This window comes from Pseudomonas sp. GW460-LB5, from assembly GCF_059423245.1.
The window spans coordinates 14,472-38,359 of the sequence record NZ_JBWKXT010000060.1; the positions used below are offsets into that span (position 1 = coordinate 14,472).

Annotated in this window: 20 protein-coding genes and 1 pseudogene; 13 read left to right on the plus strand and 8 right to left on the minus strand. The window is 62.2% G+C overall.

Going from position 1 to position 23,888, the window contains the following annotated elements:
• The first annotated feature begins 68 nt into the window (after positions 1-68).
• Entirely contained in the window at positions 69-1,772 is a 1,704-nt protein-coding gene (locus AC07XM_RS25990; RefSeq protein ID WP_060516611.1) for a glutamine--tRNA ligase/YqeY domain fusion protein, read from the plus strand.
• 9 nt (positions 1,773-1,781) lie between these two features.
• Positions 1,782-3,164: a cysteine--tRNA ligase gene (gene cysS, locus AC07XM_RS25995; RefSeq protein WP_016486548.1), complete on the plus strand. Its 1,383-nt coding sequence runs from the start codon at positions 1,782-1,784 to the stop codon at positions 3,162-3,164.
• Between the two features lie 44 nt (positions 3,165-3,208).
• On the opposite strand, the gene AC07XM_RS26000 is transcribed toward cysS, so the two are convergent.
• Positions 3,209-4,099 carry an EamA family transporter gene (locus tag AC07XM_RS26000; protein WP_102689221.1) on the minus strand — a complete coding sequence of 297 codons (891 nt, stop codon included), beginning with the start codon at positions 4,097-4,099 and terminating at the stop codon, positions 3,209-3,211.
• A 112-nt stretch (positions 4,100-4,211) separates the two neighbouring features.
• On the opposite strand from AC07XM_RS26000, the gene AC07XM_RS26005 reads away from it, so the two are divergent.
• Positions 4,212-5,057, plus strand: coding sequence for an AraC family transcriptional regulator (locus AC07XM_RS26005; protein ID WP_016486550.1), 846 nt, complete (start codon positions 4,212-4,214; stop codon positions 5,055-5,057).
• Here AC07XM_RS26005 and AC07XM_RS26010 read toward each other — a convergent pair.
• The 3 genes from AC07XM_RS26010 to csiR all read right to left on the minus strand — a co-directional run bounded on the left by AC07XM_RS26010 (position 4,970) and on the right by csiR (position 7,853).
• On the minus strand, positions 4,970-6,361 hold the full coding sequence (locus AC07XM_RS26010; protein WP_070086506.1) for a sensor histidine kinase: 1,392 nt from the start codon (positions 6,359-6,361) through the stop codon (positions 4,970-4,972). The genes AC07XM_RS26005 and AC07XM_RS26010 overlap by 88 nt on opposite strands.
• Positions 6,339-7,019, minus strand: a complete 681-nt coding sequence (locus AC07XM_RS26015; protein WP_016486552.1) for a response regulator transcription factor — start codon at positions 7,017-7,019, stop codon at positions 6,339-6,341. Before AC07XM_RS26015 ends, AC07XM_RS26010 begins: the two co-directional genes overlap by 23 nt.
• A 138-nt stretch (positions 7,020-7,157) precedes the next feature.
• Entirely contained in the window at positions 7,158-7,853 is a 696-nt protein-coding gene (csiR, locus tag AC07XM_RS26020; RefSeq protein WP_016486553.1) for a DNA-binding transcriptional regulator CsiR, read from the minus strand.
• 194 nt (positions 7,854-8,047) lie between these two features.
• Between csiR and glaH the strand changes: the two genes are divergently transcribed.
• The 6 genes from glaH to proP all read left to right on the plus strand — a co-directional run bounded on the left by glaH (position 8,048) and on the right by proP (position 15,850).
• A complete protein-coding gene (glaH, locus tag AC07XM_RS26025; protein ID WP_023047992.1) occupies positions 8,048-9,025 on the plus strand; it encodes a glutarate dioxygenase GlaH in 978 nt (325 codons plus the stop codon).
• A gap of 114 nt (positions 9,026-9,139) precedes the next feature.
• Positions 9,140-10,390, plus strand: a complete 1,251-nt coding sequence (gene lhgO / locus AC07XM_RS26030) for an L-2-hydroxyglutarate oxidase (protein WP_016486555.1) — start codon at positions 9,140-9,142, stop codon at positions 10,388-10,390.
• A gap of 146 nt (positions 10,391-10,536) precedes the next feature.
• Positions 10,537-11,928, plus strand: coding sequence for a GABA permease (gene gabP, locus AC07XM_RS26035; RefSeq protein ID WP_016486556.1), 1,392 nt, complete (start codon positions 10,537-10,539; stop codon positions 11,926-11,928).
• An 87-nt stretch (positions 11,929-12,015) separates the two neighbouring features.
• Positions 12,016-12,909, plus strand: coding sequence for a PA4780 family RIO1-like protein kinase (locus tag AC07XM_RS26040; RefSeq protein ID WP_095115085.1), 894 nt, complete (start codon positions 12,016-12,018; stop codon positions 12,907-12,909).
• A gap of 302 nt (positions 12,910-13,211) precedes the next feature.
• Positions 13,212-14,186, plus strand: coding sequence for a porphobilinogen synthase (gene hemB / locus AC07XM_RS26045; protein WP_060516602.1), 975 nt, complete (start codon positions 13,212-13,214; stop codon positions 14,184-14,186).
• A 161-nt stretch (positions 14,187-14,347) separates the two neighbouring features.
• Positions 14,348-15,850 (plus strand): glycine betaine/L-proline transporter ProP, encoded by a 1,503-nt coding sequence (gene proP / locus AC07XM_RS26050; RefSeq protein ID WP_102689222.1) that lies wholly within the window; start codon positions 14,348-14,350, stop codon positions 15,848-15,850.
• Here the strand turns inward: proP and AC07XM_RS26055 are convergent, their stop codons facing one another.
• From AC07XM_RS26055 to AC07XM_RS26070, 4 genes are all read right to left on the minus strand, one after another.
• Positions 15,851-16,552 (minus strand): YoaK family protein, encoded by a 702-nt coding sequence (locus tag AC07XM_RS26055; protein ID WP_102689223.1) that lies wholly within the window; start codon positions 16,550-16,552, stop codon positions 15,851-15,853.
• A gap of 9 nt (positions 16,553-16,561) precedes the next feature.
• Positions 16,562-17,191, minus strand: a complete 630-nt coding sequence (locus tag AC07XM_RS26060; protein WP_095115087.1) for a riboflavin synthase subunit alpha — start codon at positions 17,189-17,191, stop codon at positions 16,562-16,564.
• Between the two features lie 108 nt (positions 17,192-17,299).
• Positions 17,300-19,366: a maltose alpha-D-glucosyltransferase gene (gene treS / locus AC07XM_RS26065; protein WP_102689224.1), complete on the minus strand. Its 2,067-nt coding sequence runs from the start codon at positions 19,364-19,366 to the stop codon at positions 17,300-17,302.
• A gap of 225 nt (positions 19,367-19,591) precedes the next feature.
• Complete coding sequence (locus AC07XM_RS26070) at positions 19,592-20,509, minus strand: LysR family transcriptional regulator (RefSeq protein WP_023049313.1); 918 nt, start codon at positions 20,507-20,509, stop codon at positions 19,592-19,594.
• A gap of 120 nt (positions 20,510-20,629) precedes the next feature.
• Here AC07XM_RS26070 and AC07XM_RS26075 point away from each other — a divergent pair, with 120 nt between their 5' ends.
• The 4 genes and pseudogenes from AC07XM_RS26075 to AC07XM_RS26090 all read left to right on the plus strand — a co-directional run.
• Positions 20,630-21,388 carry a 5-oxoprolinase subunit PxpA gene (locus AC07XM_RS26075; RefSeq protein WP_096426004.1) on the plus strand — a complete coding sequence of 253 codons (759 nt, stop codon included), beginning with the start codon at positions 20,630-20,632 and terminating at the stop codon, positions 21,386-21,388.
• A 90-nt stretch (positions 21,389-21,478) separates the two neighbouring features.
• The gene (locus AC07XM_RS26080) at positions 21,479-22,366 is read left to right on the plus strand and encodes a 5-oxoprolinase subunit B family protein (RefSeq protein WP_016486565.1); all 888 of its coding nucleotides are present in this window, start codon (positions 21,479-21,481) and stop codon (positions 22,364-22,366) included.
• Positions 22,363-23,334: a 5-oxoprolinase subunit C family protein gene (locus tag AC07XM_RS26085; protein ID WP_024717963.1), complete on the plus strand. Its 972-nt coding sequence runs from the start codon at positions 22,363-22,365 to the stop codon at positions 23,332-23,334. Before AC07XM_RS26080 ends, AC07XM_RS26085 begins: the two co-directional genes overlap by 4 nt.
• Before the next feature lie 216 nt (positions 23,335-23,550).
• Positions 23,551-23,888 (plus strand): annotated as a pseudogene (locus tag AC07XM_RS26090) (type IVB secretion system protein IcmH/DotU); the annotation flags it as partial.

The window sequence follows — 23,888 nt, forward strand, 5'->3', positions numbered from 1 at the left end:
CTTCGGCTATGATAGGCCCTTTGTTTCAATCGGCCTACCCAGGCCGGACACGTGCATTCAAGGATCCTATGAGCAAGCCCACTGCCGACAACGCGCCCAACGCCGCTGCCAAAGGCGCCCCCGCTGTCCCTGCGAACTTCCTGCGGCCGATCATCCAGGCCGACCTGGACTCGGGCAAGCACAGCAGCATCGTCACCCGCTTCCCGCCGGAGCCCAACGGCTACCTGCACATCGGTCATGCCAAGTCGATCTGTGTCAACTTCGGCCTGGCCAAGGAATTCGGGGGCGTCTGCCACCTGCGTTTCGATGACACCAACCCGGCCAAGGAAGACCAGGAATACATCGACGCCATTCAGAGCGACGTCAAATGGCTGGGCTTCGACTGGGCCGGCGACGTGCGTTATGCGTCCAGCTACTTCGACCAGCTGCACGAATGGGCGCTCGAGCTGATCAAGCGTGGCAAGGCCTATGTCTGCGACCTGACCCCTGATCAAGCCAAGGAATACCGCGGCAATCTCAAGGAGCCGGGCAAGAACAGCCCGTTCCGCGAGCGTAGCGTGGAAGAAAACCTCGACCTGTTCGCCCGCATGAAGGCCGGCGAGTTCAAGGACGGCGAGCGCGTGCTGCGGGCGAAGATCGACATGGCTTCGCCAAACATGAACCTGCGCGACCCGATCCTGTATCGCATCCGCCATGCCCACCATCACCAGACCGGTGACAAATGGTGCATCTACCCCAACTACGACTTCACCCACGGCCAGTCGGACGCCATCGAGGGCATCACCCACTCGATCTGCACCCTGGAGTTCGAAGGGCATCGTCCGCTGTACGACTGGTTCCTCGACAACCTGCCCGTGCCGGCGCACCCGCGCCAGTACGAGTTCAGCCGCCTGAACCTGAACTACACCATCACGTCCAAGCGCAAGCTCAAGCAGCTGGTTGACGAAAAGCACGTCGACGCCTGGGACGACCCGCGCATGTCGACCCTGTCCGGCTTCCGTCGCCGTGGCTACACCCCGGCTTCGATCCGCAACTTCTGCGAAATGATCGGCACCAACCGCTCCGACGGCGTGGTCGACATGTCGATGCTCGAATTCAGCATCCGTGACGACCTGGACCGCACCGCACCGCGCGCCATGTGCGTACTGCGCCCGCTGAAAGTGGTCATCACCAACTACCCGGAAGGCCAGGTGGAGCAACTTGAGCTGCCGCGCCACCCTAAAGAAGACATGGGCGTGCGTGTGCTGCCGTTCGCACGCGAGCTGTACATCGACCGCGATGACTTCATGGAAGAGCCGCCGAAGGGCTACAAGCGCCTGGAGCCGGCCGGTGAAGTGCGCCTGCGCGGGAGCTACGTGATCCGCGCCGACGAGGCCATCAAGGACGCCGACGGCACTATCGTCGAGCTGCGTTGCTCGTACGACCCGGACACCCTGGGCAAGAACCCTGAAGGCCGCAAGGTCAAGGGCGTGATCCACTGGGTGCCGGCCGAGGGCAGCGTCGAGTGCGAAGTGCGCCTGTACGACCGCCTGTTCCGCTCGCCGAACCCGGAAAAGACCGAGGAGGGCGGCAGCTTCCTGGACAACATCAACCCAGACTCGCTGCAAGTGCTCAGCGGTTGCCGTGCCGAGCCTTCGCTGGCCCAGGCGCAGCCTGAGGACCGTTTCCAGTTCGAGCGCGAAGGCTACTTCTGCGCCGACCTGAAAGACAGCCAGCCGGGCCGCCCGGTGTTCAACCGCACTGTCACCCTGCGTGACTCCTGGGGCAGCTGAGGAAACGCCGTGCTTACCATTTACAACACCCTGAGCAAAGCGAAGGAAACCTTCAAGCCGCTGGATGGCAACAAGGTGCGCATGTACGTGTGCGGCATGACCGTATACGACTACTGCCACCTGGGCCATGGCCGCAGCATGGTGGCCTTCGACCTGGTCACCCGCTGGCTGCGCAAGAGCGGCTACGAGCTGACTTATGTGCGCAACATCACCGATATCGATGACAAGATCATCAACCGCGCCAACGAGAACGGTGAAAGCTTCGAAGCCCTGACTGCTCGTATGATCGATGCGATGCATGAAGACGAGCGCCGCCTGAACATCCTGCCGCCAGACCAGGAGCCGCGTGCCACCGACCATATCGCCGGCATGCACGCGATGATCCAGACCCTGATCGACAAGGGTTACGCCTATGCCCCGGGCAACGGCGACGTGTACTACCGCGTCGGCAAGTTCGTCGGCTACGGCAAGCTGTCGCGCAAGAAAATCGAAGACCTGCGCATCGGTGCACGCATCGAGGTCGACGAAGCCAAGCAGGACCCACTGGACTTCGTGCTATGGAAGGGCGTCAAGCCGGGCGAACCGAGCTGGGAATCGCCATGGGGCCCGGGCCGTCCGGGCTGGCACATCGAGTGCTCGGTGATGTCCACCTGCTGCCTGGGTGAGAGCTTCGACATTCACGGCGGCGGCAGCGACCTGGAATTCCCGCACCACGAGAACGAGATTGCCCAGAGCGAGGCGGCCACTGGCAAGCAGTACGCCAACGCCTGGATGCACTGTGGCATGATCCGGATCAACGGCGAGAAGATGTCGAAGTCGTTGAACAACTTCTTCACCATCCGCGATGTGCTCGAGAAGTACCACCCAGAAGTGGTGCGCTACCTGCTGGTGGCCAGCCACTACCGCAGCGCGATCAACTACTCCGAAGACAGCCTGCGCGACGCCAAGGGTGCGCTGGAGCGCTTCTACCACGCCCTGCGCGGCTTGCCACGGGTGGCCGCCAAGGGCGGCGAAGCGTTTGTCGAGCGTTTCAGTGTGGCGATGAACGACGACTTCGGTACCCCCGAAGCCTGCGCCGTACTGTTCGACCTGGTGCGCGAGATCAACCGCCTGCGCGACAGCGACCCAGACGCTGCTGCCGGCCTGGCTGGCCGCCTGCGCGAGTTGGGTGAAGTGCTGGGTGTGCTGCAACTGGAAGCCGATGACTTCCTGCGTGCGGGTGCCGAAGGCAAGGTCGATGCTGCCGAGGTCGAGGGCTTGATCCAGGCGCGCCTGCAGGCGCGTACAGACAAGAACTGGGCTGAGTCGGACCGTATTCGCGACCAGCTGACCGCCATGGGTGTGGTACTGGAAGACAGCAAAGGCTCTACTACCTGGCGTCTGGCTGACTGATCCAATGGCGCGAAGGGGCTGCCATGCAGCCCTTTCGCGACACGCTAGTGAACAGCAGCCACCGGTTTGCTGCCCAGTACCGCTCGCCCTGGCTTCATGCCGACCGCCAGCGCCGATAAGATCAGGGCAATACACAGCCACTCCCACCCGCTAGGCACCTCATCCACGATCAAGGCTGAGCTGGCGATGCCGAAAACCGGAATCAGCAGCGAAAGCGGCGCTACCCTGGACACTGGGTATTCGCGCAACAGGTAATTCCATCCCCAGTAGCAGAAGTGTGTTGCGGCATACACCTGGAATAACAGGCAAAAGACCACGACGGCATTCGCCTGCGCTGCCAGTGCCACGAACGCGGCTGTGCCATGCAGCCACCAGGCCAGCGACAGCAAAGGTATTGGCGCGAAAAGGCTGGCCCATATGACAAAGGCAAAGATCTCCTTCACCTTTGACAGCTTGATGATGACGTTGCCGATGCTCCAGGCTAGCGCGCTGATCAAGAGCAGCAGCAAACCTGTGGTCGTGGTTTTGCCGGGGCTTACTGCCAGAATGCCAACCAACCCTGTTGCCGCCAGCGCGATGCCGACCAATTGGGTGCTGGTCAGGCGTTCGCGAAACAGTAAACAGCCCCACGCCAGGGTAAAAAATGCACTGAACTGAATCAGTAGCGAGGCGCTGCCGGCTGGCACCCCCATGGCGATCCCGAGATTGATCAGTGCCCACATCGCTACGCCAAAGATCAGGCCATATGCAGCTAGCCAATGGACAGCGACCTTCGGGCGCTTCACAAAAAACACCCACGGCAATGCGCACAGTGCGAAGCGTAAGCCTGTGAGCAGGAGTGGGTCTATGTGGGCCAAACCCAGTTTTGTGAGCGGGAAGTTGAGGCCCCATAGGGCTGTAACCAGGACGGCAAGGATCATGTGTTTTCTGTGCATGGTTTGGCAATCTACTGATGTCGCGGCAGTGCGCCTTGACGCTTCCGTTAATATGCCGGCCAGCGGTTTGGCCCGCTTTCAATTGAAGGTCAAATCTGATTAAAATCAGGCCATGACAAACGCTGAAGACACGCTGTACGGCAACACGCTGTGTGAAGTGGTGGTTACAAGGAAGGCTTTTGCCGACGGCGAATCTTTCCCGAAACACCGTCACGATCGAGGGCAGTTTGCCTTTGCCGCCTGCGGCGTGATCACAGTGGCAACTGAAGCGGGCAACTGGGCTGTGCCGCCGTTGCGGGCCATTTGGGTGCCTGCGCGACTGGCCCATGCAATGCAGATGCGCGGCCCGGTCATCATGCTCAATGCCTACATTTGCCCGCAGGCAGCCGAGCGGGTCGGCCTACCTCGGCATTGCCAGGTCTTCGCCGTTTCCCCATTGGTGCAGCAACTGCTTGAGAAGGCGATCGAAGTGCCTGCCCAGCACCCCCTACAGGGGCGTCATGCCTGCTTGATGGGCTTGCTGCTGCATGAGATTGCCGACATGCCGGCGCTTTCGCTGAATGCGCCGATCCCCGAGGAACCGCGCCTTGCCCAGGCATGCAAGGCGTTTCTGGCGGCACCCTCGCTGCAAACAGGTATCGATGGAATGGCGCAATGGGCATGCATGAGCCGGCGCACGTTCACACGCCAGTTTCGCTTGTACACCGGGATCAGCTTTATCGAATGGCGCCAGCAGGCATGCTTGCTGGATGCCGTGGTTCGGCTTGGAAAGGGTGAGCCCGTCACGCGCGTCGCGATGGCGCTTGGCTACAGCAGCCCGAGCGCCTTTGCGACCGTGTTCAAGCGTTTGCTGGGCGAGGCGCCCAGCCGTTACTTTGATACCCCTATCAATGGGCAATGCAGTACCAGCCTGGCGCCACCCAGCTCGCTGGCGCCTATCTCCAGTCCAAACCCATGAAGGTCAACGATCGCGGCAACGATCGACAGACCCAGCCCGAAGCCCGCGTGGCGGTGACCTTCCTCGCTGCGATAGAACCGCTTCAGCACGGCCGTACGCTCTTCTTCGGGGATGCCCGGCCCGCTGTCCTCGATAGCCAGGTGCACACCGGTGTCGTCGTGTGTTGCGCAAATGCGCACTTGCCCACCCTCGGGCGTGAACTTGATACCGTTGCCCACAAGGTTGGCCAGGGCCTCAAACAGCAGTTCGCGGTCACCGTGCAGTGCCGGCAGCTGTGCGGGCTGGTGCAATTCCAGGTGGATGCCGCCATCCTCGGCCAAAGGCAGGTAGAAGTCGTGCAGTTCGACCAGCAGTTCATGGGGGTCAAGCTGGACGAAGCCGGCCCGGCGCTGGCGATCTTCCAGTTCGCTGATGCGTAGCAACCCGCGAAAACGCGCCATCAGGGTGTCGGTTTCGCCGATGGCCTGGTCCAGCGCCTCGGCTTGCGTGGAGTCGACGTCGCTCTGCTGGCGAATGCGGTACAGCTGGGCACGCAGGCGTGTAAGCGGGGTACGCAGGTCATGGGCAATGTTGTCGCACACACCCTTGACCTCATGCATCAGCCGCTCGATGCGGTCGAGCATGGCGTTGACGATGGCGGCCAACATGTCCAGCTCGTCGCGCCGGGCCGACAAGGGCAGACGGTGGGTCAGGTCGCCGGCAACGATCAGCTCGGCCTGGGCCTGGATCGCGCGGATACGCTTTAGCGGCCGGCGGCGCAACAAGTACCAGCCGGCAAAACCTGGGATCAGCGTCAAGGAGATACCCCAGAGCAGGGCGTCGAGAATGATCCGGGTAACCACGAACAGTGAGCCGTTATCGCGGAACAGTACAAGCCAGCGGCCATCTTGCACTTTGATCGCCACCGCATCGCAGCTGTCGCGGGGAAGGTGTGGGTCGTCGGCATCCAGGCAGCGTTTCAACTCATGGATCTTGCCGTCCAGCCTGAGCTCCGGGGGCAGGGTACGCACACTGCCGCCAATCGGGTTGAGCTGGGTGTCGAACAGGCCATAGGCATCAAAGCTGCGTTCTTCGAAGGCCTGGCTGGCAATCAGGGCGTCGTCCAGCTGCTTGCCGCTCATGTGTGCGAACAGATGCTGGCGCTGCAGCATTGAATGGCGGGTGAGCTTGTTCAGGTAGCTGGACACCTCGAAGTACAGCACGCCCATGAGGATGCTGCTCCAGGCCACGAACAGAAAACTGTACAGCGCCAGCAGGCGGCTGGTGGAAGAGCTCCAGCCTTTAGACGGGTTCAGCAATGGCATAGCCGGAGCCCCGTACCGTACGGATCAGCGGCGACTGGCCGGGGGCGTCGATTTTCTTGCGCAGGCGGCCGATGTGCACGTCGATCAGGTTGGTGCCGGGATCGAAGTGGTAGCCCCAGACTTCTTCGAAAATCATCATCCGCGTGATCACCTGGCCGCTGTGGCGCATCAGGTATTCCAGCAGTTTGTATTCGGTGGGCAGCAGGTTGAGCGTATTGTCGCCGCGGCGCGCCTCGTGGCTGATCAGGTCCAGTTGCAGGTCCGCAACCTGCAGGCGGGTCTGGGTCATGGGCACGCTGTTACGGCGCAGCAATACCTCGACACGTGCGGCCATCTCGTCGGAGGCAAACGGTTTGGTCAGGTAGTCGTCACCGCCTGCACGCAGGCCGCGTACGCGTTCGTCGACGTCCGACAGGGCGCTGATCATCAGGATCGGCGTGGCGATCTTGAGGCTGCGCAGGGTGGTGACGATGGTCAGGCCATCGACCTCGGGGAGCATGCGGTCCAGGGTGATCAGGTCGTAGCCCCCGGCAATGGCTTTGGCCAGGCCTTCACGGCCATTGTCGGCCCACTCCACCTCCAGGCCGTGGCTGGTAAGTTCGGCGACGATTTCCTGGCCGGTGACGGCGTCGTCTTCGATGGTCAGTACGCGAGGCATGCTGGTTCCTGGGCATCTAATGGAGATTTGATTGTGCCAAAGAATAGACAACCGGCGATTTAAGAAAAATTCATCTAGCGTCTTTTACCTGCGCTGGCCTCTTCGCGGGTTCACCCGCGAAGCAAGCGGCGTGGTGTTTCAGCGGGCGCCGATACCTTCGGCATGCATGATCTGCGCAATGATCGGCACCGGCGTCATCAGATGCGAGCGCATCATGGCGCTGGCGCGCTTGGCGTCGCGGGCGAGAATCACCTCGACCAGCGCCGCATGCTCCTGGCGCTTGAGCTCCAGGGCCTGTTCGGAGAACACCGTCTGCGTCAGCCACAGGTGGCGGTAGCGCTCGGCCTGGTCGAACAGGTAGGTGCGTGCCTGCAGCAGGTGCTTGGAGCCGCAGCCCGAGGCAATGGCGGTATGAAACGCCTTATGCCGCTCGTCCCACACATCCAGGCGCTGCTCGCGGGTTTTCACTTCCACCACCTTGGCCAGGGTATGCGAGTGGGCCAGCACTGACGCTTCCCAGGTGTCGTCGCCGCGCTCGATGGCCAGGGCAATGATCATCGCCTCCAGGTTGGCACGGGCATCGTAGATGTCGTTCATCTCGTCCAGCGACATGGGCGCCACCCGGTAGCCTTTCTGGCTGATGGCATTGACCAGGTGCTCTGCCACCAGTTGCGACAACGCTTCGCGCAGCGGGCCCACGCCCAGGTCGTAGCGCTCCTTCAGGGCGCTCATCAACAGCTTTTCGCCGGGCTTGAACACGCCACGGATGATGTCCTTCTTGAGCCTCTCATACCCGCTGAATGCTGAGTTTTGTCGGGGGGCGAGCGCTTCCAAGATCCTGTTCCTCAAAACGTTTTGGCGATCATACCGAAACCGTCTGCCGACGAAAAACAGTGGATAAAAAACATAAGTGTCGCTCAAATACAAAAATGTAGACATTTTCATCTAGTGGCGATACTTTTACCTCGCCCGCACTGATCCAGGTCACATCCGGACGGCGCTTTCCACTTTTTTGCCAGGACACTGCCATGAACGCTTTTACGCAGATCGACGAACTTGTGATGCCACTGCCGCTCGAGCCCCGTGGTTACACGATTGCCCCTTCGAAACAGTCGCCGCGCCTGCTTGAACTGACTTTCGCCCGGGAAACTGTCGAAGCGTTCGTCGAGGCCGTTGCCCAGTGGCCGGTTCAGGCGCTGGAGTACAAGTCGTTCCTGCGCTTCCGGCTGGGTGAAATCCTTGACGAGCTGTGCCAGGGCACCCTGCGCCCGGTGCTGCTCAACACCATCCTTGATCGCGCCACCGGCGGCATGCTGATTACCCCGGTGGGCCTGGATGACGTGAGCCAGGCCGAGGACATGGTCAAGTTCACCACCGCTTGCGCACACCTGATCGGCCGCTCCAACTACGACGCCATGAGCGGCCAGTTCTATGCCCGCTTTGTGGTAGTCAACTCCGACAACTCCGACAGCTACCTGCGCCAGCCGCATCGGGTCATGGAACTGCACAACGACGGCACCTTCGTGAACCAGATCACCGATTACGTGCTGATGCTGAAGATCGACGAAAAGAACATGGAAGGCGGTAACTCCCTGCTGCTGCACCTGGACGACTGGGAGCAATGCGAGGAATTCTTCCGCCACCCGATGGCCCGCCGCGAAATGCGCTGGACCGCGCCGCCGAGCAAGAAGGTCGCCGAAGATGTGTTCCACTCGGTATTCGACACCGACGGCGAAGGCCGCCCGACCATGCGCTACATTGACCAGTTCGTGCAGCCGGAAAACTATGAAGAAGGCATCTGGCTGAACGCCCTGTCCGATTCGCTGGAAGGCAGCGCGAAGAAGGTTTCGGTGCCGGTGGCGGTGGGTAGCTTCCTGCTGATCAACAACCTGTTCTGGCTGCATGGCCGCGACCGCTTCACCCCACACGAAGGCCTGCGCCGTGAACTGATGCGCCAGCGGGGTTACGTCGCGTTCCCCAAACCGCTGTACCAGCGCGGGCAATAATGACAGGACGCAGGGCGGGCGCCCGCCCATGCGTCTTTGCACAAAATGATGCCACCGGGCCCCGCGTGGGCCTTGGTGAGCGAGCCAGGCAATGCCTGCGTGTGAGGTAAGGCTGTGTACGATTTCATCATTATTGGCGGTGGCATTGTGGGCATGTCCACGGCCATGCACCTGATCAAGGTGTACCCGGAGGCGAAGATTCTCCTGCTGGAAAAGGAATCCGGCCCGGCCCGCCACCAGACCGGTCACAACAGCGGCGTTATTCACGCTGGCGTGTACTACACCCCCGGCAGCCTCAAGGCGCGCTTCTGCCTGGAAGGCAACAAGGCCACCAAGGCCTTCTGCACCCAGCACGGCATCCGCTTCGATGAGTGCGGCAAGCTGCTGGTGGCCACCAACGAGCTGGAAATGCAGCGCATGAAAGCGCTGTGGGAGCGTACCGCGGCCAACGGGCTGGAGCGCTATTGGCTGTCGGCAGACGAACTGCGCGAACGCGAGCCCAATATCGTGGGGATGGGGGGCATCTTCGTGCCGTCCAGCGGCATCGTCAATTACGCCGAAGTAACCGCTGCAATGGGCGCAGAATTCCAGCGTGCCGGCGGCGAGATTCGCTATGGCGCAGAGGTGATCGGCCTGCAGGAGCACGCCAGCGAAGTGGTCGTGCGCACTCAGCGCGACGAGTTCCGTAGCCGTTTCCTGGTCACGTGCTCGGGCCTGATGGCCGACCGCGTGGTCAGCATGCTGGGCCTGCGCACCGAGTTTGTCATCTGTCCGTTCCGGGGCGAGTACTACTTGCTGCCCAAACAGCACAACCAGATCGTCAACCACCTGATCTACCCGATTCCCGACCCGTCGATGCCGTTTTTGGGCGTGCACCTGACCCGCATGATCGATGGCACCGTCACGGTTGGCCCCAACGCCGTACTGGCGATGAAGCGCGAGGGCTACCGCAAGACCGATGTCAGCCCCGGCGACCTGTTCCAGACCCTGACCACCCCCGGCATTCTCAAGGTGCTGGCGAAGAACTTCCGCCCAGGCCTGATCGAGATGAAAAACTCGCTGTTCAAGGGCGGGTATCTCAAGCAGGTGCAGAAGTACTGCCCGAGTATCACCAAGGCCGACCTCACGCCTTACCCGGCCGGCGTGCGTGCCCAGGCGGTGTCGCGCGATGGCAAGCTGATCGACGATTTCCTGTTCGTCAACACCGCGCGCAGCGTCAACGTGTGCAACGCACCGTCGCCGGCTGCCACTTCAGCCATCCCGATCGGCGCCTACATCGTCGAGAAGGTGTGTGAGCAGGTCACTCGCGCAGGTGGCAATGCCCCCAAGGCGGACCTGGCGGCCCGCCAGCGGGCGGCCAGCTGACGATACCGCAGTACGTTCTGCGGTTTCCGCTTACTCAACCCGTACTGCCCTGCACTCAGGGCAGGGCGGGCTTTTTCGCGCCTGCGTCGGCCACCGTGCAGCCGGCGGCCCCAGCGTGGGCATGACAAAAACAACAAGGTAGTGCCATGCAAACCCACAAGAACAATTTGAGTCATGGATTGAAATCACGGCATGTCACCATGCTGTCCATTGCCGGTGTGATCGGCGCCGGCCTGTTCGTCGGCTCTGGTCGTGCCATTGCTGAAGCGGGGCCGGCCACCATCCTGGCCTACATCCTGGCCGGCGGCCTGGTGGTGCTGGTGATGCGCATGCTGGCCGAAATGGCGGTTGCTTCGCCGGATACCGGTTCGTTTTCTACCTATGCCGACCTCGCCATCGGCAAGTGGGCGGGCTATACCATCGGTTGGTTGTACTGGTGGTTCTGGGTACTGATCATTCCCATCGAAGCCAATATTGCCGCCACCATCATCAATTCCTGGGTCCCGCAGATGGAGATCTGGGTCTTGTCGTTGGTGATTACCTTGTTGCTGACGGCCACCAACCTGTTCAGCGTGAAGAACTACGGTGAGTTCGAATTCTGGCTGGCACTGGTAAAAGTGGTGGCCATCGTCGCGTTCATTGCACTGGGTGTGTGCGCCATTTTTGGCCTGTTGCCCGGTTCCGGTGTCAGTGGTGTTTCGCGCCTGTGGGATACCGGCGGTTTCATGCCCAATGGCTTTGGCGCGGTGCTGAGCGCCATGCTGATCACCATGTTCTCGTTTCTCGGCGCCGAGGTGGTGACCATTGCCGCAGCTGAATCCTCTGATGCGGGCAAGCATATTTCCAAGGCCACCAATTCGGTGATCTGGCGGATCACCTTGTTCTATATCCTGTCGATATTCATCGTCATCGCGCTGGTCCCCTGGACTGACCCGCGCCTGGCGACCGAGGGGTCCTATGTCACGGTGCTGGACACCCTGGGCGTGGCGAATGCCAAGGCCATCATCGACTTTGTGGTGCTGACTTCGGTCACCAGTTGCCTGAACTCTTCGCTGTATACCGCTTCGCGCATGATGTACTCGCTGAGCTGTCGCGGTGATGCACCGACCTGTGCCCAGGTGACCAGCCGCAGTGGCACGCCTGTGGTCGCGGTGCTGCTCTCCACCGGTGCGGCGTTTTTGGCAGTGATCGCCAATTACCTGGTGCCGGCCAAAGTATTTGGCTTCCTCATGGCCAGCTCGGGCGCCATCGCCTTGCTGGTGTACCTGGTCATCGCGGTGTCCCAGCTGCGCCTGCGCCAGCGCCTGACCGCACAGGGCAAGACGCTGGGTTACCGCATGTGGCTGTTCCCGTGGCTGACCTGGGGTGTGATCGTGTTCATCAGCAGCGTGCTGGTAGTGATGCTCCTGCGTCCAGATCACCGGGTGGAAGTGGTGTCGACCATGGTGCTGGCGGTGCTGGTGGTATGTTCAGGCTTGCTGGTCACGCGCCGACGGGCGCGCGGCGTGCCGATGAACAGCGCAGGGCAGGGCGTTTGATCAGCCTGGGCTGAAGACAGACGAGCAAGTCGCACCCGGCTGTGAGAGGATGTCCCCCATCACAGCCAGGACCCCGAACACAGCCTGATGAAGACACCCAAAAGAATCGAACCCCTGATCGAAGACGGCCTGGTCGACGAAGTACTGCGGCCGCTGATGAGTGGCAAGGAGGCCGCCGTGTACGTGGTGCGCTGCGGCAACCAGGTGCGCTGCGCCAAGGTCTATAAAGAAGCCAACAAGCGCAGCTTCCGCCAGGCCGCCGAATACCAGGAAGGCCGCAAGGTGCGTAATAGCCGCCAGGCCCGGGCCATGGCCAAGGGCAGCAAGTTCGGCCGTAAAGAAGCCGAAGATGCCTGGCAGAACGCCGAAGTTGCCGCATTGTTCCGCCTGGCCGGTGCTGGTGTAAGGGTGCCCAAGCCCTACGACTTCCAGGACGGCGTGCTGTTGATGGAGCTGGTGACCGATGCCGATGGCGACGCGGCCCCGCGCCTGAACGACGTGCACCTGGAAGCCGAGGAAGCGCGCACGTTCCACGCTTTTGTCATTCGCCAGATTGTGCTGATGCTATGTGCGGGGCTGGTGCATGGCGACCTGTCCGAGTTCAACGTGCTGCTCGGCCCGGACGGGCCGGTGATCATCGACTTGCCGCAGGCGGTGGATGCAGCCGCCAACAACCACGCTTTCAGCATGCTGCAGCGCGATGTGGACAACATGGCCCATTATTTCGGGCGCTTTGCCCCGGAGCTGAAAAGCACCCGGTATGCGCAGGAGATGTGGGCGTTGTTCGAGGCCGGTGATTTGCTGCCCGACAGCCCGTTGACGGGGGTGTTCGAGGATGACGAACATGAAGCTGACGTGACCGGGGTGATGCGCGAGATCGACGCCGCTCGGCTGGATGATGCACGCCGCCGTGCAGCGCGTGACGAGGCTGAGCATGGAGTGGTCAAGGCAGAGGAGCCCACGCCGCCCTGGTTGCAGTGAGGCGTTGCAGGCGCCTCACAACTTTGTGAGGCTTTTCCCGTATCTTGTCAGGCTACATCCGGGCGACGCGATGCATGGCCCCGGCTGCGCCGGGGTTCGCGGGACAAGCCCGCTCCCACAGAGTCACCGCTAAATCTGTAAATCAGCGTTTGTTCTGCGTGAGCGGGTTCACCCGCGAAGGGGCCGGCACAGGCTAAACCTGGCCATTGCCATTGACGCAAGACACAATCTCGTCATTTAGCCTTTTCACTGACGCGCGACAGGCATAAGGTATACGCCGTTCAAAATGCCCTGGAGCTGTCATGTCCAACCAATTCCCGTCCGTTCGTCCACGCCGCCTGCGCCAGAACGAGTCCCTGCGCACGATCTTCCAGGAAACCGAATTCCGCCTGGAAGACCTGATCCTGCCGATCTTTGTCGAAGAGGGCATCGATGACTTCGTGCCGATTACCAGCATGCCCGGGGTCAACCGCATCCCCGAGAAGCTGCTGGCCCAGGAAATCGAACGCTATGCCCGCGCCGGTATCAAGTCGGTGATGACCTTTGGCGTATCGCACAACCTGGACGCCACCGGCAGCGACACCTGGAACGAAAACGGCCTGGTCGCGCGCATGTCGCGCATCTGCAAGGACACCGTGCCGGAAATGGTGGTGATGTCCGACACCTGCTTCTGCGAATACACCAGCCACGGCCACTGCGGCGTACTGCATGACCATGGCGTGGACAACGATGCCACCTTGGCCAACCTGGGCAGGCAGGCGGTCATTGCCGCCGCTGCCGGTGCCGACTTCATCGCCCCCTCGGCAGCAATGGACGGCCAGGTCCAGGCCATCCGTCGCGCGCTGGATGGTGCCGGGTTCCATGACACCGCGATCATGGCCTACTCCACCAAGTTCGCCTCGTCGCTGTACGGCCCGTTCCGTGAAGCCGGTGGCACCGCGCTGAAGGGCGACCGCAAGAGCTACCAGATGAACCCCATGAACCGCCGCGAAGCGGTGCGCGAATCGCTGCTGGACGAACAGGAAGGGGCGGACGTGCTGATGGTCAAGCCGGCCGGTGCCTACCTTGACGTGATCGCCGACATCCGCGCCGCCTCGCGCCTGCCGTTGGCGGCGTATCAGGTGAGTGGTGAGTACGCAATGATCAAGTTCGGCGGCCTCGCGGGCGCCATCGATGAAGGCCGGGTGGTGCGTGAAAGCATCGGCGCGATCAAGCGTGCCGGTGCCGACCTGATCCTGACCTACTTTGCCATGGACCTGGCGCGCGAAGGTATCTGAAGCCCGGGGCTCGGTATGAAAAAGCCGCTGCTACTGCAGCGGCTTTTCTGTCTGCACTGTTGGTGATGCGGCGCAAATGCACAAAAAATCAGTAAGCGCTGAATTATTTAGTGTCCCGTTGTATCTGATCCCTTAGAGCATTCATCGACAGGGATACGGGTATGAAACCTCGCAAGAAACGCGTCCAGCCAATCGGGCTGAAGGACATCACCATCGTCGACGACGCCAAGATGAAGAAGGCCATCACCGCTGCCGCGCTGGGCAATGCGATGGAGTGGTTCGACTTTGGCGTATACGGCTTCGTGGCTTATGCCCTGGGCAAGGTGTTTTTCCCCAACGCCGACCCCAGTGTGCAGATGATCGCAGCGCTGGCCACCTTCTCGGTGCCGTTCCTGATCCGGCCGTTGGGCGGGTTGTTCTTCGGCGCATTGGGCGACAAGTTCGGGCGGCAGAAAATCCTCGCCGCCACCATCGTCATCATGTCGCTCAGCACCTTTGCCATCGGCCTTATACCGTCTTATGCCAGCATCGGCATCTGGGCGCCCATCCTGTTGCTGCTGGCCAAGGTGGCCCAAGGTTTTTCGGTGGGCGGCGAGTACACAGGCGCGTCGATCTTCGTGGCCGAATACGCCCCCGACCGCAAGCGGGGTTTTCTCGGTAGCTGGCTGGACTTCGGCTCGATTGCCGGCTTTGTGCTGGGCGCGGGGGTGGTGGTGCTGATTTCCACCATACTGGGCGAAGAAAAGTTCCTTGAATGGGGATGGCGCCTGCCGTTCTTCCTGGCCTTGCCGCTGGGCATCATCGGCCTTTACCTGCGCCATGCGCTGGAAGAAACACCCGCGTTCCAGCAGCATGTCGACAAGCTGGAGCAGGGCGACCGCGAAGGCCTGGCCTCCGGCCCCAAGGTGTCGTTCAAGGAAGTGGCCACACAGCACTGGCGCAGCCTGGTGACCTGCATCGGCGTGGTGATTGCCACCAACGTCACCTATTACATGCTGCTGACCTACATGCCGAGCTATCTGTCGCACAACCTGCATTACAGCGAAGACCATGGCGTGCTGATCATCATTGCGATCATGGTTGGCATGCTGTTCGTGCAGCCTGTGATCGGCCTGCTCAGCGACAAGTTCGGCCGCCGGCCGTTCATTATCGTGGGCAGTGTCGGCCTGTTCGCCCTGGCCATCCCGGCGTTCATGCTGATCAACAGCGGCGTGCTGGGGGTGATTTTTGCCGGGCTGCTGATCATTGCCGTGCTGCTGAACTTCTTCATCGGTGTGATGGCCTCGACGCTGCCGGCTATGTTCCCTACGCACATCCGCTACAGCGCCTTGGCGGCTGCTTTCAACATTTCGGTGCTGATCGCCGGGCTCACCCCGACGCTCACTGCCTGGCTGGTGGAGAGCACGGGCGACCTGTACATGCCGGCCTACTACCTGATGGTGATCGCAGCTATTGGCTTGCTGACTGGGTTGACCATGAAGGAAACCGCCAACAAGCCGCTGCGCGGCGCGGCACCGGCGGCATCGGACATTGATGAAGCGCGCGAGCTGTTGCAGGAGCACCACGACAACATCGAGCAAAAGATCGAAGACATCGATGCGCAGATCGCCGAGCTGGAAGCCAAGCGCCAGACCCTGGCACAGCAGCACCCGCGCATTGATTGATCAGCGCGGCATGTAGCCACGCTGCCAGCCGCGCGGTATGAACCGCGACACCAGGGCCAGCACGCAGGCCAGCGCGCAGCTGCCAGCCAGTGCCTGCAGGCCCAGGCGCTGCTGCAACCAGGCGCCCAACGCGGCCCCCAGCAGCATGCCGGCCCAGGGCACCAGCTGCACCCGCCAGCCGTTGCGCCGTTCGCCCATCAGCCAACGGCCCAGGCCACGGCCGAAGCGGGACAGGGCGCCGGTGACGTAAGTCAGGCCGATAGGCAGGCCGTTCACCTGTTCAACCACGGCATTGATCATGCCCATGGCCAGCGTGGCGGCCAATAATGCCGGGAAGGTAGCCGCCAATGGCCAGGCGGCCGCAAACGCCAGCAGCACGGCGACCATCAGCAACACAGGCCAGGCGCGGCGGCGCAGGCCACGCGCCAGCAGCACGCCCAGCGCATTGCCAGCGACGAAGCCGAGTATCGCGCCACTCAGGCGCACCACCAGGGCCAGGTCTGCTTCACTGATGGCCACGGCCAGGCGTGTGGTATTGCCACTCATGAACGACACGAAGTCGCCCAACGCCAGCAGGCCGATGGCATCGGTCATGCCAGCCAGCACTGACAAACCAGCGACCAGGCCTAGGCCGACACGGCCACGCAACACTTGCAGGCGTAGCCGCCTGGCCGTGCGCGCGGGAAGGGCGTTGGGCAGCATGGTCAGGCCTCAGGGCAGCAGTTTTTCGCGGGCCAGGGTGCCTTTGATGGTGCGTTCTACCACATCAACCAGCACCATGGTCTGGTGATCGACCTCGATATTGAGCTGATCGCCGGCCTTGTAGCTGGCAAAAGTGGTCTGGCGCAGGGTTTCCGGGATCAGGTTGATGGTGATGACGTTGTCGTCGACATCGGCGACGGTCAGGCTGCAGCCATTGACCCCGATGAAACCGCGTGGGAACACGTACTTGCCCCATTCCGGGGGCATGCGGAACTTGATGAAGGCGCCGGTTTCCTTGATCGACAGTTCGACGATTTCGGCGGTGGTGGCGATATGGCCGGCCATCAGGTGGCCACCGACTTCGGCGTTCATTTTCGCCGAACGTTCAATGTTGACCCCCTGGCCCGCCTTGAAGAAGCGTAGGTTGGTGCGTTCGAGCGTGGCGGTCATGGCGTCGAACCTGACTTGGGTGCCCGCGATTTCGGTGACCGACAGGCAGGTGCCTTCGACACTGACGCTGGCGCCGATCTTCAATTCGTCGAGCAGTTCCGGGGTGAGGTCGATCGTGAACTGGTTGTGGCCCGGGTAGGTGGTCACATCAAGCAGAGGGCGGACGGCCTGAACGATGCCGGTGTACATGGAGTTGCTCCTGGGCACGGAAAAGAAATCTCCCGAACGCTATGCCCGTAGCGCTGTAATTGCAAGACCGACCTGCCCCTCTGCTGCACTGCCCTGGCCCGGCGCCGTTTACACATGTCCACTGCTGTTGACGATTCGCAGGCACAGTGCCTCGTACGGGTCCAGGTTCACCAGCAGTCGCCCGTCCTCGGTCAGGTCCCCTTCGACCGTTTCGTTGATCATGTCCACGACCGGCCCCGGCGTGAACCCGGTCAACTGCAACTCCTCGGCAATAACTTCCTGGCCAAAATTCAGTGCGCTGATCTGGATACCGCGCCCGGATGGCAGTTCATGAACCATGACCAGCAACCCCGGGCTACTGACCTCAGGCACCAGCACCTGGCGGCTGGTGGCGATGCCATAGGCCTGCCGCACGGCCAGCAGCTTCTTCACTTTGCAGGCAAACGAATCACCCTGTTCCAGCTGGCTGTCGAGGCTGCCATACAATGCCCGAGCCCGCGGCATTCCGCGCACTGACTCCTCCGCCTGTGGGGCGAGCCCGGCCAGGTCGTAACCGCCTCGATGAATCCAGCGGGTATCGCCATCCAGCATCCGCTGCGCGACCGCTTCGGCGGGCAAGGGCAGGGCGCCGACCAGGTCCCAGCCGGACAGCGCGACCACCCCAGGCTGCATGGCGTTGTACATGACCAGCAGCAGATGCACTTTCTGAATCAGCTCGATTTCGGCCGCACCGATTTGCTCAAGGTCGCGGATGCCCAACGCTGCGGCGATCAGGCTGGCCGTGGTGCAGGCAATGCCATTGGTGACGAAGCGCAGGTTGTAGGGGGCGTGCTCGCCCGAGAGGCGTTCGTAGATTTCTTCACGGATATGCTCACGCAAAATACTCCCTGGCAAGGTCTGGCCCTTGTACAGGTACATGTCGTGGGCGTGCAGGGTCCAGAAATGCACCAGCTCCACCGTCAGCTCGTCGTGGTTCTGCAGGGCATGGATCAGCGAGGCGGGGTCGATGCCGAAGGCGTGCATTTCCTTGAGCATCAGGCGCAGGAACTCGGTATCACCGGTCAGCAGCGCATGCTGATAGGCCGGTCGGGTGATGAAGTCATAGGACAGGTCCGCCCCCCCTTTGGACATCTGCGCGATGTCGTCCAGGGTCAGGTTCAGTTCCTGGAAGCTGAAGCCACCCGCCTTGCGTATCATCCCGCCGATCAACTGGTTGCCGACGATCGACAGCGGGTGGCTTTCTGACCAGGCGGTGCCGCTGGCCCGCGTTTCCACCCCCAGAAAGCCATTGGCGTCCAGGCGCAGACCGCGCGCGCCCAGGCAGTCAAGGGCGTGCAAGGCATCGCCAATGATCATTTGCTGGGCGGCGAAGGTCGGGTCTAGCCAGTTCAATGAGGGTTGGCCGTCCTTGAAATAGTGCAGGTAAACCCAGCGACGGGTTTTGCCGTCGACACCGGTGATGGGCGGCGTGACGCTCCAGTCGGTTTCCTTCACACCGGGCTCGAAGAAGATCACCCGTTGCAACTGGCCGACGATGTAATGGCGGGCTTTGAGCTCGTCGCACTGGGCTGGCAGCAGGTTGACCGAATCGCGGCCGACGGGCACCTCAGGCAGCAGCGGCCAGTCCTCCTCGCGGATTTCGACCATGTGGTACAGCCCCGGGTAGGGCCCGTGGGCCATCTCGGCCAAGCGGAAGTCGGCGCCCTTGCCCGTGTGCGAGGGAATCAGGTCGTCGATGGTAACGGCGTTGTGTGCGGCGGCCATGCGGCTCATCTGGACCAGCTCTTGTTCGCTGCCGTACAGCGGGTCGATATCGAAGCTGATGCGGTCGAAGTTACCGTCCACACTGGGGGTGAGTTCGCGGCCACGGATACCGCCGGACAGCTTGATCGGGCCAGTGTGCACCCCCTGGATGCCGATCTCCGACAGGCGTTTCCACAGTGCTTCGTGAGCCAGGGCGCCAAGTACGGAGCAGTCTTGCGGGGCGATGATGGCGTCGGGGTACACGGTCAACCAGACCGAGGCAATTTCGGTGGCGCGGCGGGGCTGGGCTTCGGCGTAGGGCTGCTGCCACAGGCGTGACTGCCCTGAGTACAGGCTGGCGCGCGCCTGGGAAGCCTTGAGCATGGCGCGGTCTTCGAGCCATTTGACATATGACGGGTCGGGCTGGGTCATTTCGCGTCCTCTTTGCGTGTCGGCACCGGCTCAGGTTATGACGGCATTGTGGCCTGATCGTTCGGCTGAAACCTGTGATGGCCTCTTCGCGGGTAAACCCGCTCCCACATTGACCGCGTCGCACCAGGGGCGGTGGCTTATTCAGCTAGCCACTGTCCTCAAGGCCGGTGCAGTAACTGTGGGAGCGGGTTTACCCGCGAAGAGGCCGGCCCTGCCAGTACACCCTCAGCGCCGGGCGGACAACTGCTGGGGCGCCAGGAACGCATCATGGAAGTAATTACGCACGGCCTGCATCGCCGGGCTGAATGCCCGCTCACGGTGCCAGGCCAGCCCTACACTCATGGGTGTGACCGGGTCGCTGATGGTCACCGTCTCGATGCGCTTGCCCTCCAGCGACCAAGGCCTGTGCACCAGATCTGACAAGATCGCCACACCACTGCCATTGGCAACCATGCTGCGCACGGCTTCCACCGAACTGGTCCGCACCCGCACGCTCGGGCGCTGCCCGGCCAGTTCCCAATAACGCATGGCGCTTTGCTCGGCCTCATCGACAGTCAACAGGATGAACGGCTCACAGGCGACATCGGCCAGGCTTACCGCCGAGCGCTCGCACAGCGCATGGTGGCCAGGCAGCCACAGCCGTCGCTCGGAGTTGAACAGTGTCTCCGAGACAATGTCGGGGTGGGTGAGGTTGGCGGTGAGCACGACCGCCATGTCGAAACGTCCCTCCAGCAAACCCTGCTCGATGGCGCTGCGCTCCTGCTCGTACAGCTCCAGGGTCACATCGGGGTGCCAGTGTTCCAGACGCTGCAGATGGTGTGGCAGGAAGTAGCCGATCACCGTATAGCTTGCCGCCAGGCGCAGCAGGCCGCTGGCGCGCACGTTCGGCAGCGGGCTGTTCAGCGCGTCGTCAACACTGCGCAGGATCACGTAGGCGCGGTTCAGGAAGTGGCGGCCGGCCTCGGTCAGGCTCATGCCTTGGGCCGAGCGCTGGAACAGCATCACGCCAAGCATGGCTTCCAGTTCCTTGATCGCCGTAGTCACCGCCGACTGAGAGATGTTCAGGTGGATGGCTGCCTGGGAAATCTGGCCGATCTCGGCGGTGGCAACGAAGTAGCGGACCTGACGCAGGGTCAATGACACAGTGGGCTCCTGAGGTATCTGATTTTCCGAAGACTCCCCATCTGTTTATAGATCTTCCCAAGGGGGTAAGGAGAATCTAACGTGGCTTGCATGCAGTCACAAGCACCAGGAGAGACGGTCATGCAGGTGGTGGATTTCAACTCGGACATGGGTGAGGGATTTGGTCCGTGGACTATTGGCGACGGTGTCGACAGCGAGCTGATGGGCTATATAAGCACGGCCAACATCGCCACGGGCTTTCATGCCGGCGACCCCGGCACCATGCGCCGCACCGTCGAGCGGGCCAAGGCCCTCGGCGTGGCGGTGGGGGCGCACCCGGGCTTTCGCGACCTTGTCGGCTTTGGCCGCCGGCATATCAACGCGCCAGCCCAGGAACTGGTCGATGACATGCTCTATCAGCTGGGCGCACTGCGTGAAATTTCCCGTGCTCAGGGGGTGAGTCTGCAGCACATCAAACCCCACGGCGCGCTTTACATGCACCTGGCGCGCGACGAAGAAGCCGCCCGCCTGCTGGTGGAAAACCTGCGGGTGATCGAGCCGGAGCTGCTGCTGTACTGCATGCCGGGCTCGGTGATCTGCCGTGTTGCCCAAGCACTTGGTCAACCGGTGGTTCGCGAGTTCTACGCCGACCGTGAGTACGACCTGAGCGGCTCGATTGTATTCACCCGCAATGTGCGGGGCCATGAGCCCAAGGCGGTCGCCGAGCGCGTGTTGCGGGCATGCCAGCAAGGCCTGGTGCGCACGGTCGAAGGGCAGGACCTGGCCATCGAATTCGATTCCATCTGCCTGCACAGCGATACCCCGGGTGCACTCGACCTGGTCGAGGCCACACGCAGGGCGCTGGACGCGGCCGGTATTGTGGTGCGTGCGCCACGCTGAACCTGTGAGGTATCCGGCACAGACAAGCCGGAGCCCGTGCATTTTGTTTTCGCCTGCCTTTCTATAAAGATTCCAAGAAAAGGAACAGTCATGGCCGAACCGCTTGCTACAACCCCGATCCGCTACAGCTTCGGCGCCGACGAGCACCTGTTTGCCGAAGTCAGCGAAAGCATGTCGCTGGAAGCTTTTTTCAAGGGCATGGCCGTCACCCGCGCAGTGGAGCGGCTGGCGCTTGATGGTGTGCTGGACGTGTGCCTGGCCAATGCCTCGTTCCAGATCCGCTTCGACCCGGACCGTATCGCGCCGCAGGCGCTGCTTGAAGCGGTGCAAGGTGCCGAAGCCCAGGCTGTGGCCGAGCGTTCGTTGCAGACGCGGATCATCGAGATCCCGGTGCTGTACAACGACCCCTGGACCCATGAGACCCTGATGCGTTTCCGTGACCGCCACCAAGACCCGGCCAGCACGGACCTGGAGTACGCGGCGCGCATAAACGGGCTGGCGGATGTCGATGCCTTTATCGCCGCCCACAGTGGTGCGCCGTGGTTTGTGTCGATGGTCGGCTTCGTGGCTGGCCTGCCCTTCATGTTCCAGATGGTCGAGCGTGAGCGGCAGCTGCAGGTACCCAAATACCTGCGCCCGCGTACTGACACGCCCAAGCTTACCCTGGGCCATGGCGGTTGCTTCGGTTGCATCTACTCGGTGCGTGGGGCGGGGGGCTACCAGATGTTCGGCGTCACCCCGGCACCGATCTACGACCCTGGGCAAACACTGAACTACCTGAAGGCGCACATGGTGTTTTTCCGCCCGGGTGACATCGTGCAGTTCAAGCCCATTGATCGCCGGGCCTACGACCAGGCAGTGGCAGATGTGGAAGAGGGTCGTTTCGACTTGCGTATTCGCCCGGTCGAGTTCTCCCTGGATGCCTTCCTTGCCGACCCGGTCGGTTACCCCAAGTCGCTGCAGGAGGTACTGGCATGATCAAGGTACTCAAACCCGGCCTGGCCACCTCGGTGCAGGACCTGGGCCGTGAAGGCTACTACCACCTGGGCATTCCGCCGTCCGGTGCACTCGACCAGTACGCCCTGCGCGCGGCCAACCACCTGGTGGGCAACCCAGCGGGCGCAGCCGCCCTTGAGTGTGCGCTGGTGGGGCCGGAGCTGGAGTTCCAGCAGGATGCGCTGGTGGCGGTATGCGGTGCACAGATGCCCGCTTTGCTGGAGGGCCGCGAGCAGCGCCCCGACACGGCATTTGCGGTGCGCGCCGGGCAGGTGCTGCGCTTCGGCTTTCCCACGGCGGGCGCCCGTGCCTACCTGGCCGTGGCCGGTGGTATCGATGTACCTGAGGTGCTCGGTAGCCGCTCCACCTACGCGCTGGGGGCATTGGGCGGGTTCCAGGGGCGCAAGCTGATGGCAGGTGACGTGCTGCCGGTTGGTGTGCCCAGCGGCACGACCCGCGCCGGCGCAAGCCTGCCCATGGCCCTGCGCCAGGCGCTGGGCGGCGAGGTGGTGGTGCGGGTGGTGCCGGGGCTGTACTTTCATCGCCTGACCGAAGACGCAGCACAAAGCTTCTTTACGCAGGCCTGGACAGTCGGCTCCGAAGCGGACCGTATCGGCTATCGCTACAAAGGCGGCAGCGCCTTGGGTTTCCAGCCGCGGGAGCAACCGTTCGGTGCCGGCTCGGACCCGTCCAACATCGTAGACAGCTGCTACCCGATCGGTTCTATCCAGGTGCCAGCGGGGCTGGAACCGATCATCCTGCACCGTGATGCGGTATCGGGTGGCGGCTACGCCATGATCGGCACGGTGATCAGCGCCGACCTCGACCTGATCGGCCAGATGCAGCCCAACCAGCAGGCAAGGTTCCTGGCGGTGAGCCTGGAGCAGGCGCTGGAGGCGCGGCGATCATACAAGAAGAAACTGGCCTGCCTGGCCAGGCTCTTTGGCTGAGCGCAACGCGCTTGTGGAAGCGTTGTGCGATCCCTGCAGGAGCGGAAAACCCGCTCTTTCAGGGCCCTATTCTCTAGCAGGATGCTGCCAGCGGAATGTTTGGAAACTAGATTCAGAGAAGGATCCTACAAGCATTTGGGAAGCCCCAGACTCCTTGGAGAATTGATTCCCCGATAGTGTTCATGTCTTCAGTTTTCTCGAAGACAAGGACCCTTCATGCCCGGCCCATCCGATCTGCCTCCGGTAAAACCCGACAGCGCTGTCGATGCCCATGACGCTTCAGAACGCAGCGTTTACGCGATGCTCGAAGTGCCGGAGGGTAGCGATTCACCCTATCCGGCTGACCAGGGGCAGCGAGCAGGTGACCCGGATGTTGAAGGTTACCCCGGCGACCCGGAGTTCCAGCTGCGTGGCGGCTTCGAAAACCTGATGCTCGACGCGGCGAGCCCGCTGTTCGGTCTGGTCATTCGCCTGCGTACGCTGGATGACCTGCCCAACATCGCCTATGTGCACAAGACCGTGCAAAACCAGGTCAGCAACATCCGCGAAGAAAT

Coding starts and splice junctions, on each gene's coding strand:
- AC07XM_RS26060 (WP_095115087.1), bottom strand. CDS start 17,191: ATGTACACCGGCATCGTTCAGGCCGTCCGCCCTCTGCTTGATGTGACC.
- AC07XM_RS26005 (WP_016486550.1), top strand. CDS start 4,212: ATGACAAACGCTGAAGACACGCTGTACGGCAACACGCTGTGTGAAGTG.
- proP (WP_102689222.1), top strand. CDS start 14,348: ATGAAACCTCGCAAGAAACGCGTCCAGCCAATCGGGCTGAAGGACATC.
- AC07XM_RS26080 (WP_016486565.1), top strand. CDS start 21,479: ATGGCCGAACCGCTTGCTACAACCCCGATCCGCTACAGCTTCGGCGCC.
- AC07XM_RS25990 (WP_060516611.1), top strand. CDS start 69: ATGAGCAAGCCCACTGCCGACAACGCGCCCAACGCCGCTGCCAAAGGC.
- AC07XM_RS26010 (WP_070086506.1), bottom strand. CDS start 6,361: ATGCCATTGCTGAACCCGTCTAAAGGCTGGAGCTCTTCCACCAGCCGC.
- treS (WP_102689224.1), bottom strand. CDS start 19,366: ATGACCCAGCCCGACCCGTCATATGTCAAATGGCTCGAAGACCGCGCC.
- gabP (WP_016486556.1), top strand. CDS start 10,537: ATGCAAACCCACAAGAACAATTTGAGTCATGGATTGAAATCACGGCAT.
- hemB (WP_060516602.1), top strand. CDS start 13,212: ATGTCCAACCAATTCCCGTCCGTTCGTCCACGCCGCCTGCGCCAGAAC.
- AC07XM_RS26040 (WP_095115085.1), top strand. CDS start 12,016: ATGAAGACACCCAAAAGAATCGAACCCCTGATCGAAGACGGCCTGGTC.
- AC07XM_RS26000 (WP_102689221.1), bottom strand. CDS start 4,099: ATGCACAGAAAACACATGATCCTTGCCGTCCTGGTTACAGCCCTATGG.
- AC07XM_RS26015 (WP_016486552.1), bottom strand. CDS start 7,019: ATGCCTCGCGTACTGACCATCGAAGACGACGCCGTCACCGGCCAGGAA.
- AC07XM_RS26085 (WP_024717963.1), top strand. CDS start 22,363: ATGATCAAGGTACTCAAACCCGGCCTGGCCACCTCGGTGCAGGACCTG.
- AC07XM_RS26055 (WP_102689223.1), bottom strand. CDS start 16,552: ATGCTGCCCAACGCCCTTCCCGCGCGCACGGCCAGGCGGCTACGCCTG.
- glaH (WP_023047992.1), top strand. CDS start 8,048: ATGAACGCTTTTACGCAGATCGACGAACTTGTGATGCCACTGCCGCTC.
- AC07XM_RS26075 (WP_096426004.1), top strand. CDS start 20,630: ATGCAGGTGGTGGATTTCAACTCGGACATGGGTGAGGGATTTGGTCCG.